The 12,841-nt window shown below is 59.8% G+C and carries 13 protein-coding genes; 9 read left to right on the top strand and 4 right to left on the bottom strand.

The window, feature by feature from the left end:
- Positions 1-165 precede the first annotated feature (165 nt).
- The 5 genes from ACUTJJ_RS13830 (at position 166) to ACUTJJ_RS13810 (ending at position 6,214) form a co-directional block, all read left to right on the top strand.
- Positions 166-795, top strand: a complete 630-nt coding sequence (locus tag ACUTJJ_RS13830) for an NAD(P)H-dependent oxidoreductase (RefSeq protein WP_144576615.1) — start codon at positions 166-168, stop codon at positions 793-795.
- 468 nt (positions 796-1,263) lie between these two features.
- Positions 1,264-2,304: a methionine ABC transporter ATP-binding protein gene (locus tag ACUTJJ_RS13825; protein WP_445542547.1), complete on the top strand. Its 1,041-nt coding sequence runs from the start codon at positions 1,264-1,266 to the stop codon at positions 2,302-2,304.
- A complete protein-coding gene (locus ACUTJJ_RS13820; protein ID WP_445542527.1) occupies positions 2,294-2,962 on the top strand; it encodes a methionine ABC transporter permease in 669 nt (222 codons plus the stop codon). Before ACUTJJ_RS13825 ends, ACUTJJ_RS13820 begins: the two co-directional genes overlap by 11 nt.
- Before the next feature lie 33 nt (positions 2,963-2,995).
- Positions 2,996-3,775 (top strand): MetQ/NlpA family ABC transporter substrate-binding protein, encoded by a 780-nt coding sequence (locus ACUTJJ_RS13815; RefSeq protein ID WP_296073019.1) that lies wholly within the window; start codon positions 2,996-2,998, stop codon positions 3,773-3,775.
- Between the two features lie 195 nt (positions 3,776-3,970).
- Positions 3,971-6,214, top strand: coding sequence for a putative bifunctional diguanylate cyclase/phosphodiesterase (locus tag ACUTJJ_RS13810; protein ID WP_445542526.1), 2,244 nt, complete (start codon positions 3,971-3,973; stop codon positions 6,212-6,214).
- A gap of 227 nt (positions 6,215-6,441) precedes the next feature.
- On the opposite strand, the gene trhO is transcribed toward ACUTJJ_RS13810, so the two are convergent.
- The 3 genes from trhO to ACUTJJ_RS13795 form a co-directional block, all read right to left on the bottom strand.
- Positions 6,442-7,386, bottom strand: coding sequence for an oxygen-dependent tRNA uridine(34) hydroxylase TrhO (gene trhO / locus ACUTJJ_RS13805; RefSeq protein WP_445542525.1), 945 nt, complete (start codon positions 7,384-7,386; stop codon positions 6,442-6,444).
- A 273-nt stretch (positions 7,387-7,659) separates the two neighbouring features.
- On the bottom strand, positions 7,660-8,568 hold the full coding sequence (locus ACUTJJ_RS13800) for a CHAD domain-containing protein (protein ID WP_445542524.1): 909 nt from the start codon (positions 8,566-8,568) through the stop codon (positions 7,660-7,662).
- Positions 8,552-9,037 (bottom strand): CYTH domain-containing protein, encoded by a 486-nt coding sequence (locus ACUTJJ_RS13795; RefSeq protein WP_063950486.1) that lies wholly within the window; start codon positions 9,035-9,037, stop codon positions 8,552-8,554. Before ACUTJJ_RS13795 ends, ACUTJJ_RS13800 begins: the two co-directional genes overlap by 17 nt.
- A gap of 169 nt (positions 9,038-9,206) precedes the next feature.
- Between ACUTJJ_RS13795 and ACUTJJ_RS13790 the strand changes: the two genes are divergently transcribed.
- The 4 genes from ACUTJJ_RS13790 (at position 9,207) to ACUTJJ_RS13775 (ending at position 11,836) form a co-directional block, all read left to right on the top strand.
- Positions 9,207-9,845 carry a 2-dehydro-3-deoxy-phosphogluconate aldolase gene (locus tag ACUTJJ_RS13790; RefSeq protein ID WP_144576608.1) on the top strand — a complete coding sequence of 213 codons (639 nt, stop codon included), beginning with the start codon at positions 9,207-9,209 and terminating at the stop codon, positions 9,843-9,845.
- Positions 9,846-9,953: 108 nt separating this feature from the next.
- Entirely contained in the window at positions 9,954-10,649 is a 696-nt protein-coding gene (locus ACUTJJ_RS13785) for a tellurite resistance TerB family protein (protein ID WP_445542523.1), read from the top strand.
- A gap of 277 nt (positions 10,650-10,926) precedes the next feature.
- Positions 10,927-11,613 (top strand): GNAT family N-acetyltransferase, encoded by a 687-nt coding sequence (locus ACUTJJ_RS13780; protein WP_445542522.1) that lies wholly within the window; start codon positions 10,927-10,929, stop codon positions 11,611-11,613.
- Complete coding sequence (locus tag ACUTJJ_RS13775; protein ID WP_063950490.1) at positions 11,606-11,836, top strand: hypothetical protein; 231 nt, start codon at positions 11,606-11,608, stop codon at positions 11,834-11,836. Before ACUTJJ_RS13780 ends, ACUTJJ_RS13775 begins: the two co-directional genes overlap by 8 nt.
- Here the strand turns inward: ACUTJJ_RS13775 and ACUTJJ_RS13770 are convergent.
- Positions 11,827-12,840: a nickel/cobalt transporter gene (locus ACUTJJ_RS13770; RefSeq protein ID WP_445542521.1), complete on the bottom strand. Its 1,014-nt coding sequence runs from the start codon at positions 12,838-12,840 to the stop codon at positions 11,827-11,829. The two genes, ACUTJJ_RS13775 and ACUTJJ_RS13770, sit on opposite strands and share 10 nt — an antisense overlap.
- Position 12,841: the final 1 nt, after the last annotated feature.

The raw sequence follows: 12,841 nt of genomic DNA, 5'->3' as shown, positions 1-12,841 counted from the left end.
AAAGTTCTGACCTCTTATTGTCAGCTTTCCAAACTTTTTTTCGATAACGCCTGAGTGCCCGCTTGCGCCCGCCGTCTCGCCCCCTATGTGAGACGGGCTGCGATGCGTAGCGCTCATCTCGCCGTCAAGGGGCGATGTGGGCTGGTCCTCCCAGGGAAAACGAAGATGCTTATCGAAAAACTCAACTGGCGTTACGCCACCAAGAAAATGGATCCTTCCAAGGCTGTGTCTGAAGACAAGGTCGAGCGTATTGTCGAGGCAGCGCGGCTGGCGCCCACCTCCAGCGGTCTTCAGCCCTTTGAAGTCATCGTCGTTACCGATGCGGACGTGCGCGCCAAGATCCGCGAGATTGCTTGGAACCAGGCGCAGGTGACCGATGGTTCGCATCTGCTGGTGTTTGCGGCATGGGACAATTACACCGAAGAGCGGATCAACCACATGTTCGATCTGGTCAACGAGGAACGCGGCATCAAGAATGAAGGCTGGGAAGCCTATCGCCAGATGCTGCTTAACACCTATCCGCAGCGCGACGAGCAGGTGAATTTCGAACATGCCGCCCGTCAGGCCTATATCGGCTTTGGCATGGCCGTGGCGCAGGCCGCCTTTGAGGGCGTGGATTCTACCCCGATGGAAGGCTTCGACCCGGCGAAGCTCGATGAAATCCTCGGCCTGCGCGAGAAGGGCCTGCGCTCCGTCACGATCCTGCCGCTCGGTTATCGCCAGCCGGAAGGCGACTGGCTGGTGAACCTGAAGAAGGTGCGCCGCCCAGTCGAAGAATTCGTCAGCCGCGTCTGATTTCTCCCAATCGCGAAAGCTAAAGCATTTCCAGGAAAAGTGGAATCCGGTTTTCCGTCCGGAAATGCGGCACACAAAGAGCTGGAGCGTTTTTGCGATTCGAAGAACGCAACAAGCGCTCCAGACTGCCGCAGGGCCGCCTACGCGGCTTTGCGGTAGATTTTTCCTCTCTTTTCAGATAATTGAAAAAACATCCCTGTTAAAAGGTGGCGTGTGCGGGCAAGTATGCGCCATCGAATTGCCGATCCCCGGCATTTCTGAGTGAAAGCCTGACGAAATGACCCGGAAAATCAGCTGTCATCGAATGTGCCGCAAGGCTGCATGAAGAGAGCGGTTCAGCACCGCAACAGGATTTTTTGAGACCCGATCCGTCACGCATTCCCAGAGTTCACAATGACTTTCCCATCCAGCACGGCATCCACCGTGCGCCAAAAGCAGGCGGTCCCGGAAGGGGCGGCAAAGGAGCCGATGGTTACGTTTGAAGGCGTGACCAAGACCTTTGGCGGCGCCGACGGCAAGCCCGGCTTCGCGGCCCTTGCCGGTATCGATTACGCCGTGCCCAAAGGCTCCATCACCGGCATCATCGGCCGCTCGGGCGCGGGCAAATCCACGCTCATTCGCCTCGCCAACGGTCTTGAGAAGCCTTCGACCGGCCGCGTGGTCGTCGACGGCGTGGATGTCGCGGCGCTCGATGAAAAGAGCCTGCGCACGCTGCGCCGTTCCGTCGGCATGATCTTCCAGCACTTCAATCTACTCTCCTCGCGAACTGCTTTCGGTAATGTGGCCCTGCCGCTCGAAATCGGCGGCCTGGGGAAGAAGGAGATCGAAACCCGTGTCGCGCCGCTGCTTGATCTTGTCGGGCTTTCGGACAAGGCGAAACGGTATCCGGCGGAACTCTCCGGCGGCCAGAAGCAGCGTGTCGGCATTGCCCGCGCGCTTGCCACCCAGCCGAAGCTGCTCCTCTCCGACGAAGCGACCTCGGCGCTCGATCCGGAAACGACGCAGTCCATTCTCGAACTGCTGAAGCGCATCAATGCCGAACTGGGCCTCACCGTGCTGCTCATCACCCATGAGATGGAAGTAGTGAAGACCATCGCGTCGCAGGTGGCCGTCATCGACAGGGGCCTGATCGTCGAGGAAGGCACCACCTTCGACATCTTCACCGCCCCGAAACACGAGACGACCCGCAGCCTGCTATCGTCGTCTGTCGGCGTGAAGCTGCCGCACTGGGTCACCTCAGGGCTGAAGCCTGAAGCCACGGAAGGAGATCGGGTTCTGGTTCGTCTGGTATTCTTCGGCGAGACGGCCTTCCAGCCGTTGACGGCCCGCCTCGTTGCCGAAATCGGCCCTGATGTGAACATCCTCGCCGGCACCATCGAGGAAATCTCCGGCGAGCCCTTCGGTTCACTCGTCGTCTCCTATCCGGCCTCGGCTGAGGTTACAGCGCGCGCCAATCGCTTTTATGCTGAAACCGGTCTTCACACGGAGGTGCTCGGTTATGTCGCCTGATATGATCTTCAACCTTCTGCTGAAGGGCCTGCTGCAAACCCTGCATATGGTCGCTGTCGCCGGCATTGTTGGCTCCATCATCGGCGTGCCAATGGGCGTTTTCCTCGCCACCAGCGGCAAGGGCGAACTGTTTCCAGCGCCAATGACCAATCGCATCCTCGGCCTCATCGTCAACGCGGCGCGCTCCACGCCTTTCATCATTCTTGTCGTGGCGATCATTCCCTTCACCCGGCTGGTGGCCGGCACGTCGATCGGCACCAGCGCGGCCATCGTGCCGCTGACGTTTGCGACCGTGCCCTTCATCGCGAGGCTGGTCGAAGCGGCGATCCGCGAGGTGGACAAGGGGCTGATCGAGGCCGCCCGCGCCATGGGCGCGACCCCGTTGCAGATCGTCACCAAGGTGCTGCTGGCTGAGGCCAAGCCCGGTATCACGCTGGCGCTCACGCTGACGCTGGTCAGCCTCATCGGTTATTCGGCCATGGTTGGCGCGGTCGGCGGCGGCGGGCTGGGCGATCTCGGCATCCGCTACGGTTACCAGCGCTTCATGCCAGACGTGATGTTGGCCGTGGTTCTGGTGCTGATCGTGCTGGTGCAGCTGGTGCAGAGCGCCGGCGACCGGTTGGCCCGCAGCTTCGACAAGCGCACACGCAAGAATTAACAGCCTTTATAATAACAACCCAAGGAGACACCCATGAAGAAACTCATCCTCGCGGCCTCGCTCGCCGCTCTCTTCACCGCCGGTCAGGCGCTGGCGGAGACGATCAAGATCGGCGTCACCCCCGCCGAACACGCGCAGATCATGGAGCAGGTGAAGAAGATTGCCGCTGCCAAGGGCCTCGAAATCGATATCGTCGAATTCTCCGATTATGTCGTGCCGAACCAGGCCCTGAATGACGGCGAGCTGCAGGCGAACTCCTTCCAGCACCAGCCTTACCTCGACAACCAGATCGCTGACCGCAAATTCGATCTCGTCAGCGTCGGCACCACCATCACCACTCCGATGGGCGTTTATTCCAAGAAGGTGAAGAGCCTTGACGAGTTGAAGGATGGCGCGACGGTCGGTATTCCGAACGATCCGACCAATGGCGGCCGTGCACTGCTGGTTCTCGCCTCCAAGGGCGTGATCAAGGTGAAGGAAGAGGCCGGTCTGAAGGTAACGCCTGCCGACATCACCGAAAACCCGAAGAACATCCAGATCGTCGAGCTCGACGCTGCCCAGCTGCCGCGCTCGCTTGACGATACCGACGCTTCGGTCATCAACACCAACTACGCCACGGCTGCCGGCCTGAACCCGAAAAAAGATTCCATCGCCATCGAAAGCGAAAAGTCTCCTTATGCGAATGTCATCGCTGTTCGTGCACAGGATAAGGACAAGCCTTGGGTAAAAACGTTGGTCGAATCCTACCAGAGCCCGGAAGTGAAGGCTTTCATCCTGGAAAAATATAACGGCACGGTTATCCCGTCCTGGTAAGAAGCTCCGATTCTGACCGTTTGTTAGCCTCTCCCGTTCGCGGGGGAGGTTTTTTGTTTAATGCCAGCGGAAAACAGGTTTCCATGAAAAACCGGATGCATTTGGCGGAATGGTTTTTCACGTTTTCCGCCGTAGTACGGGTTCGTACCCTTTGTTTTTTGGGTTCGCGCGGCGGCGTGGTTTAACGGCTTTTGAATGTTTCCTTCGCAAAATGATGCTTTCGAAGGGGGCTTTATGCGCATTGCGCCGCGCAATATTGGGGATTATCTGCCTGTCGGCCGCAGAACTGCGGTCGGCGTTGTGCTGTCCACTTTCGCGCTCGTGCTTCTCATCGTCACTGCGCTCGTTCTCTCCGCCCTCAGTCAGGTCCGGGAGAAGACAAATCTGCTCGATAATGCCCGTTCCCGTGAGACGACGGCGGGCGCTCTCGTGACATTTCGTGAGCAACTTGGCGCAACCCTGAACGACTACGCCGCCTGGGACGATGCCGCCGACAATATTTATGCGGCCGATCGCTACGACTGGGTGTCGAGCAATTATGGTGACGCGACCGTCAATAACGATCTTTTCGATACAGCCATCGTCATCGACGAGGGTGGCAGGGCTCGCATGGCCTACCAGAACGGTAAGCCGGTGGCGTGGACCTATGATACATATTTCTCCGGTGGGCTGACGGAGATGATAGCGGCTGCCCGGATCATGCCAGCCAGCATGAACGCACAGATGACGGGCTTCGTCAAAACCCAAGACGGTATCGCCGCTGCCGGGGTCGCTCTCATACGGTTGAAGTCGGGGGCATTGCCATCGGTGGTGTCGGAGCGTCGTTATCTGATTTTCGCCCGTCATCTTAAACAGGCTACGGTGGACAAGCTTGCTCGAAACTACGTGATCGAGGGGCTGGAACTGAGGTACGGAGAGCAACCTACCGCCAATCACGTCGATATCGTCAATCCCATGGGGCAGGTGCTGGCGAATCTCGTCTGGCGCTCACATCTCCCGGGAGACGTCAGTTTTCATGAGGCGCGGCCAGTCGTGTTTACGGCGCTTGGCATCGCGGGCACATTCTTTCTCGTGCTTCTTCTCATCGGTTCGGCCACGCTCGATCGGCTGAAGGCCGATGAAGCAGCGGCGCGGGAAGAGGCGCTGCGCGATCGGTTGAGCGGGCTTGACAACCGTGCGGGCCTCTTTGCGCGGGTGAACCGCATGGTGGGTAAGGCCCGCCAGGACAGGACCGATATCAAGCTGCTTTATCTCGATCTCGATGGTTTCAAGGAAATCAACGACGCCTACGGTCATGCCGCCGGCGATCGGCTGATCAAGGGCGTGGCGGCGGCGCTGAAGGTGCTGGTGCCGGAAGGGGCCGTTCTCGCGCGGCTCGGCGGTGACGAATTCGCAATCGCCATCCAGGGCACCGATGTCTGGACCGAGGGCCGCAAACTGTGTCTGGCGCTTCTCGAACTGTTCACGGAACCCTTCAGCATCGGGGACCGTGTGGCAAGCATCGGCTGCAGCATCGGAACGTCGATCTCCCGCGCCGGAGATATCAACGGCGAAGAGTTGCTGCGGCGCGCGGACATGGCCATGTATCAGGCCAAGGAGAGCGGGCGGGGCCGTTATGTTTCCTATGAGTTGAAGATGGATGCGCTGCGTGAGGAGAAACTGCAGCTCGAGGCCGATCTTCGCGCCGCAATCCTCAACGACGAGATCAAGGTCGTCTATCAGCCTGTCGTGAATGCTGCCACACGCCACATAACCGGGGTAGAGGCGCTTGCCCGCTGGCAGCGACCTGGTCACGGCTTTGTGCCGCCCGATATCTTCATCGCTGCCGCCGAAAGCAGCGGTCTGATAGACCGGCTGGGCCTTCTCGTCCTGCACAAGGCCTGCGAGACGGCAAGGCAATGGCCGTCCATCAAATTGTCGGTGAATATTTCTCCCGTCCAGTTCCGCAATCCTGCTTTTTCAAGGCATGTGGCGGATATTCTCGAGGAGACCCAAACACCACCCGAAAGGCTGCGGCTCGAAATGACGGAAGGCTACTTCATTCAGCATCCGGAACGTGCGAGCGCAGCCATCGAAAAGCTGAAGCAGCTCGGTCTGCACATTGCGCTTGACGATTTTGGTGCGGGCTTTGCGAGCGTCGGATATCTCCGCCGCTTTGGTTTCGACCGCATGAAGATCGACCGGTCGCTCGTCATGGCGCTCGAGCAGGGTGGCAAATCACTGGAAATGCTCCAGGCCACCGTGGCGCTCGCAAAGTCGCTCGATATTCCGGTCACTGCCGAAGGCGTGGAAACCGAAGAACAGGCGGCGATCCTGCATTTGTGCGGCTGCGATGAATTGCAGGGTTACCTGTTCTCGAAACCGGTTGCGGCGGAAGAGATCGCTGCCCTCCTGGACGGGCAGGATACGCCGCTTTTTGCGTTGCGGGCAGGCGCGTGAGGCTGATTACTTTCACCCATTCTTGATCACCTGAAGGTGCGGCCCATTTCTTCTCCCCGCCGGGGAGAAGGTGGCCCGAAGGGTCGGATGAGGGGGCACGTTGCCGGATTTCGGAGAGCTTGCCCCCTCATCCCGCTGCCGCGGACTTCTCCCCGGCGGGGAGAAGAAACACACGGCACCCGCTCAAACAAACCCCAACTGTTATGCAGTCCGATACCCGCCCGGGCTTAGCGCCCCAGATGTCTCTCGCCGCGCTTCTTCGCCAGTTCGATCTGCTGCTGCCGGTCGCGGAACCGCTGGCGGTCGTCTTCGCTTCGCTCGTCGTAACAGCTCGGGCAGGACACGCCTTCCTCGAATTTGGGTGACAGGCGCACTTCCGGCGTGATCGGGTTGCGGCAGGCGTGGCAGAGCTGATGGTCGCCTTCGGCAAGGCCGTGGACCACGGAGACGCGCTCATCGAAGACGAAGCAGGCGCCTTCCCAGAGACTCTCTTCTTCCGGCACCTCTTCCAGATATTTCAGGATGCCGCCCTTGAGGTGATAGACCTCATCGAAACCCTGTTCCTTCATGAAGGCGGTGGCCTTTTCGCAGCGAATGCCGCCGGTGCAATACATCGCGATTTTCGGCTTGTTGTGCAGGCCGGGATTGTTTTTCACCCAATCGGGAAACTCGCGGAATGTTTTCGTCTTCGGATCGACTGCCCCCTTGAAGACGCCGATGGCGGTCTCATAATCATTGCGGGTGTCGATGACGATGGTATCCGGGTCGGAGATCAGCTCATTCCAGTCGCGGGGGTCGACATAGGTGCCGACGATCCGGTTCGGATCGATATCCGGCACGCCCATGGTGACGATCTCTTTCTTGAGCTTCACCTTCAGGCGCACGAAAGGCATCTGCGAAGCGCGGCTTTCCTTGTGCTCCAAAGCCGCGAATTCCGGTTGAGCGCGCAGGAAGGAGAGCACGGCGTGAACGCCCGCGTCAGGCCCGGCAATCGTGCCGTTGATGCCCTCGGCGGCCAAGAGTAGCGTCCCCTTGACGCCGTTCACCTGGCAAAGTGAAAGCAAGGGATCGCGCAGGCTCTCGAACCGCGGCAGGCGGGCGAAATGATAAAGCGCGGCCACAAGGAAATCGCCAGAGGCTTCCGGGCGGGGGAGAATGGTCGTGTCGGTCATGGGCGCTGAAATACAGCGGCGGCGGCTGCAAAGCAATATTTATCAGAGGGGAGCGGTATTTTGAAAATCGTCAAATATCCGAGATAGACGGGCGATTGGCAGGCGGCCCATGCCTCAAGCCCGAGATGGCAAAACCTCTCTTCCATCATCCTTGCGCTTGCCCCAAGGATCTAATCACGTCGCATAAACCGACACGTTGCAGATCTTCGGGACAAGCCCGAGGATGACGCCGAATGTGGTCTACGCTCTTTCCCAAACATCGCGGTCTTCGGCCTACTTGGCCGCCTGCCGCCACAACAGCCCGACGATGCGACCCTCCTTGCGGGCGGGTCCAGAAAACACCTCGTCGGCCAGTTCGAGAGCATCGGCTCGCAGTGCCTGCTGCCTTTCGATGATTGCGTCGAGAAGCAGTGCCAGTCGTTCACCATTGCCGAAGCGATCCGGTTCGCGGTCTGCAACGGCGGCGAGAACCGAGAGGTCGTGCTCGTGGCCGAGAATTGAGACAAGCCGCTTGGCATCGGCCCGTTTGGCACGCATGGCGGATGGCCAGAGTGATCGCATCAAGCCCAGATGCATGCCATAGGCTTGAGAAGCCTTGCGCAGATCATGGAAATGCTCAACGCCGGCCTGTTCGTGGCAATGGGCGAGGGCTTTTCTTGCTTTTTTGCCCTGTTTGGACCATCCGGTTCTCACAAGTCGTGTGGTCGCTTTCAACTCATCGGGCAGCGAGACAGCACCGAGTTTTTTGCGCGCCTCTTTGCAGGCTTCAACGGCGGCGGACATTGCGTCGCCGAGACCGCACTCCTGTTTTAAAATGTCATCGCGGCGGATGCGCAGCATAGCAGTGATCGAGCGCAGCGCGTCACCCTGTGCATCAGAGCGCGCGAAAGTCTCGAGATATTCCGCCGTTTCGACAAGTGCGGTTGCGTCCCGCGCGACGGCGAAAGAGCGAGAGATATCACGAATACGGGCGTTTTCCTCGCGCACGAAGCCCGGCGCGGCGCTGCGGAGGAGGCGGTAGAGCGCCCGCAATCGTTTGAAACGCTTGCGGGCCTCGTGTACCGCCGCATGTGACCCTGCCGTTTTGTCTCCAAGTATTGCGATCGCATCATCGATCAACGCCAGCCCTGAACGGCGGACTTCTTCGCTGAACGGTTTTTCAGGATCAATTCTGAATGACATCCGTCAGGTCTCCCTGCGGATCCATGGCGAGCGACTGGTTGGAAAAGCGACGGTCTCCGGTGACTTCCCTGCCTAACCATGCCGGTAAATCAGGATCCGCATTCTCATCGTGCATCTCCACCTCAGCGACGACCAATCCCTCATACTGGCCTTCAAACACGTCGATTTCCCAGGTGAAGCCGCCATGCTCCACCGTGTGGCGCGTCTTCTCTATCACCACACCGGGGGCGCTCTGCATGAGTTCTTCGGCGTCTTCGAGGGGAATGGCATACTCATATTCGTCGCGCACGAGAGCGCTGGCACCAATCTTGACGGTTAGTGTGGCGTCGCGCCGGTCGACGATCCTGACCCGGACCGAGCGGTCTTCCATCGAGGCGACATATGCCTGCCGAAAAGCCATGCTACGCGTGACCTGATTGCGCCATTCGCCACCCGCGACAAGAAACTTCCGTTCGATTTCCTTGGCCATGCTCTCTCCGCAAACTGGTGCGTCAGGTTATCGTAATATCGGACCGCGATGAAGCGAATTGGTTGAGGTCGCGGGCAAAAATGCGATGGTCGCGCCTCGACATGACAGCCGTGGCAGGCTAATCGATAATCAGAATTTCAATCGTTTCAATCCCTCAAGGAGGCTTGTCTTGGCCCAGGATTCCGAAAAACTTCTCTCCATTCTCAAGCTCCAGCCGGTTGTTCCGGTGCTGATCGTGGATGATGCCGCTTCCGCCGTGCCTTTGGCGCGCGCTCTGGTCGCAGGCGGCCTGAAGGCAATTGAAATCACCATGCGCACGCCTGCGGCACTCGATGCCATCCGCGCCGTTGCTGCGGAAGTCGAAGGCGCCAATGTCGGTGCTGGAACCATTCTCAATGCGAAAGATTTTGAAGCGGCCGCCGAAGCAGGCTCCACCTTCATTGTCAGCCCCGGCATCAATAAAAGCGTGCTGGATGCCGCGCGCGGCTCCAAGGTGCCGCTGCTTCCGGGGGCTGCCACCGCCAGCGAAGTCATGGCGCTGCGCGACGAAGGCTACAAGGTGCTGAAGTTTTTCCCAGCCGAACAGGCTGGCGGCGCACCTTACCTCAAGGCGCTGTCTTCGCCGCTCGCCGGTACCGTCTTCTGCCCGACCGGCAGCGTGTCGCTGAAGAATGCCAATGATTATCTGGCGCTTCCCAACGTCGTCTGCGTCGGCGGTTCCTGGGTTGCCCCACGTGAACTGGTGGCAACCGGCGATTGGGCGGGCATCACCAAGCTTGCCGCCGAAGCGGCTGCGTTGCGCGGCTGATTTGTCTCCTGTCAAACCCGTTCACGAAGGCGTGAGCGGGTTTGACATTTGTATTCGGCCCACGGCTTCCTATCTCCCCAGTAGATTTGACCTCTACAGGAGATTTTGATGTTCGACGCCAAGAAGCTTCTTGAACAATTCCTCGGCTCCCAGGTGCCGGGCCTTTCGGGAAGCGTCCGTGACAGAGCCGGGCAGGCCGCCGAAATCGCAAAAAATAATCCGATGAAGGCCGGCGCGCTCGCCGCCGCCATTCTCGGCACCAAGACCGGCCGCAAGCTCGCCGGCAATGTCGCCACCATCGGTGGCGTGGCCGCCATTGCCGGCCTCGGTTATCTCGCTTACAAGAATTACAAATCAGGACAGGCGCCTGAAGTTGCGCCGAAACCCGAGCCGGAGCTTCTCTCCCCGCCGGCCGATTCCGCGTTCCACCCGCAATCGCCGGCTCTTTCGAATGATTTTGCGCTGAAGCTCATTCAGGCGATGATCGCCGCCGCTAAGGCCGATGGTCATATCGATGAGAAAGAGCGCGCCAATATCATGGACAAGGTGCAGGTTTCAGGTCTCGATACGGAAGCCGAGCGTTTCCTCGAAAAGGAACTGGCCGATCCGCTCGACATCGACGCGCTGGTGGCCGCTGCCCGCACGGAAGAGCAGAAGGTGGAGCTTTACACCGCCTCGCGGCTGGCCATCGAGGCGGATACGCGGGCGGAGCGGGGATATCTCGATCTTCTTGCCGGGCGGCTTGGATTGCCGGATTCACTGGTGGATCACATCGAGGCGACTGTGGTGGCGGCGAAGGTTTGAGGTTGGCCTTGGTTGGTGTGGTTCACCCCCCTCTGCCCGGCAGGGCGTCTCCCCTCAAGGAGGGAGATCGACAAGCGGCTATCTCTTAGTCTCTCTCAGCGTTTATGGATGAGTGGTGGTAGCGCCTCCTGCTGATCTCCCGCTTGAGGGGGAGATGCCCGGCAGGGCCGAAGGGGGGAGCCCCAACCCGCCAAAGCCACCGCATCCCACCTCTACTTCCACTGTTGTCATCCCGCCTCGCTTGCCCTAATCCTTCTCCCAGCAAATGGGGAAGAGAATGCGCGATCTGAGTGATTTTAAGGGATGTCCGGCACCGCAGCCGGTGGTGCTGACGGGTCGTTACGTCACGGCTGAGCCGTTCGATCGCGAAAAACACCTCACAAGGCTCTGGGACGCCCTTGGCGGCGAGGGCGTGAATGCGCTGCTCAGATATTTCCCGCAAAGCGCCTTTCCCGATGCCGATGCCTTTGGTGACTGGCTTGTCGGCTCGGGCGAAAAACTCAACTGGGTCACGCTGATCTTCGTTGAAAACGCCACCGGCGACGTTGTCGGCATGGCGAGCTACATGCGTCCAGATCCTGCCAATGGCGTGGTCGAGGTTGGCTCGGTCGCCCATGGCGCGAAGATGAAGCGCTCGCCACTTGCCACCGAGGCGCATTACCTGATGGCGAAACATGTGTTCGAGGATCTCGGCTATCGCCGTTACGAGTGGAAATGCCACAACGAAAACGAGCCCTCGAAGACAACCGCAAAACGGTATGGTTTCACCTTCGAGGGCGTTTTCCGCCAGCACATGGTTGCGAAGGGCCAGAACCGCGATACCGCATGGTTTTCGATGATCGACGGCGAATGGCCGCTGATCGCCAGGGCCTTTGAAGCCTGGCTTTCGCCTGACAATTTTGGGGCCGATGGCAAACAGAAACGCAAGCTCGAGGATATTCGCGCGGAGCTTGCCAATGCCTGATACGCCGACATCTGAGAAAAAGGACAGGTCGCCGGCCATTGCCGCCGCCCTCATCATCGTCGGTTTCGGGATCGTGTTCTTCGTCATGCCGAAGATCATGCTCTGGCTGGGCGACTATTCGCCCTGGCTCGCCGCTGCCTTCGGCGCAGTTGCCGTGCTGTGTTTCTTCCTGTTGTTCTGGCTGCGGGCGCGCTACCAGCGCCGCCGCGATCATCAGAACTGAAGCGACGCGCCGAGCAGCAATAATCCCATGATCAGCACGAAGAGCGCGCCGGCGATTTCAATCACGTGGCTGATGCCAGCCGCCTTGCGGCTGCCGGGGCCGGCGAAGCGCACGGCGAGGCCCTTGGCCGAGACAGCCATGATGGCGAGGGCCGACACCGTGATGGCGGTGCCGAGCGACATGGCGAGCACGGAAAGCACGCCGCCGAGATAAAGCCCGTTCAGAAGCGCAAAGCTCATGACGATGATCGCACCCGAGCAGGGCCTGAGTCCCACGGCGATGATGGCCGACCATGCCTCGTGCAGGCTGAAATTCTTGCTCTTCAACAGCATGGGATCAGCCGCATGAGATTTCCCGCAGGCGCTGCAGAGATCACCCGTGCCGTTATGGTCGTGATCTGCAAAGACCGGCTTGCCCTGAAACCGCAGTCCCGTGCCCATGCCGGTGGTTCTGGCGGCAGGTGACTCGCCCGCCGTAGCAAAGACCGGCACGGGTTCGCGTCGGATGCGCAACGACCAGAGTTTTCGCACTAGGAGCCAGGCGCCGAACAGCGCCACCATGGCGAAGCTGGCAATCTCCATCGCCTGCGTCGCCTTGGTCATGGTGATGGAGGTGCCGCGCAGCACCAGCCAGGCGGCACCAACGAGGCCGATGGCCATCAAGCCCTGAATGAGTGCCGAGACGAAAGAAATGAGGATACCCCGTTTCAGCTGTGTTTCATTGGCGATCATATAGGACGAAATGACCGCCTTGCCGTGGCCGGGGCCAGCGGCGTGGAAGACACCATAAGCAAAGGAAAGACCGATCAGCGAGCCGAGCGCCCAGCCATCCTCGCGCATTGCCTTCAGCGCACCGGTCAGCGCCCGGTAAAACATCTGCTGGTGCACGTTGATCCATTGCATCAGCGGCGCAAATGGCCCGCCGACGGAGAAGGAAGGCTCGGCCGAGCCTATGCCGAGCGGCGACTGCGCATGGGCAGCGCTCGCCACGGCAACGAGGCCGATG

It is taken from the genome of Agrobacterium sp. DKPNP3 (assembly GCF_052686535.1).
This window is presented reverse-complemented; position numbering and strand designations above follow the sequence as displayed.

Bases quoted from the DNA above. Each gene is read 5' to 3' on its own strand.
- ACUTJJ_RS13775 (WP_063950490.1), top strand. From the start codon at position 11,606: ATGCCTGATACGCCGACATCTGAGAAAAAGGACAGGTCGCCGGCCATT.
- ACUTJJ_RS13815 (WP_296073019.1), top strand. From the start codon at position 2,996: ATGAAGAAACTCATCCTCGCGGCCTCGCTCGCCGCTCTCTTCACCGCC.
- ACUTJJ_RS13825 (WP_445542547.1), top strand. From the start codon at position 1,264: ATGGTTACGTTTGAAGGCGTGACCAAGACCTTTGGCGGCGCCGACGGC.
- ACUTJJ_RS13785 (WP_445542523.1), top strand. From the start codon at position 9,954: ATGTTCGACGCCAAGAAGCTTCTTGAACAATTCCTCGGCTCCCAGGTG.
- ACUTJJ_RS13780 (WP_445542522.1), top strand. From the start codon at position 10,927: ATGCGCGATCTGAGTGATTTTAAGGGATGTCCGGCACCGCAGCCGGTG.
- ACUTJJ_RS13830 (WP_144576615.1), top strand. From the start codon at position 166: ATGCTTATCGAAAAACTCAACTGGCGTTACGCCACCAAGAAAATGGAT.
- ACUTJJ_RS13800 (WP_445542524.1), bottom strand. From the start codon at position 8,568: ATGTCATTCAGAATTGATCCTGAAAAACCGTTCAGCGAAGAAGTCCGC.
- trhO (WP_445542525.1), bottom strand. From the start codon at position 7,386: ATGACCGACACGACCATTCTCCCCCGCCCGGAAGCCTCTGGCGATTTC.
- ACUTJJ_RS13795 (WP_063950486.1), bottom strand. From the start codon at position 9,037: ATGGCCAAGGAAATCGAACGGAAGTTTCTTGTCGCGGGTGGCGAATGG.
- ACUTJJ_RS13810 (WP_445542526.1), top strand. From the start codon at position 3,971: ATGTTTCCTTCGCAAAATGATGCTTTCGAAGGGGGCTTTATGCGCATT.
- ACUTJJ_RS13820 (WP_445542527.1), top strand. From the start codon at position 2,294: ATGTCGCCTGATATGATCTTCAACCTTCTGCTGAAGGGCCTGCTGCAA.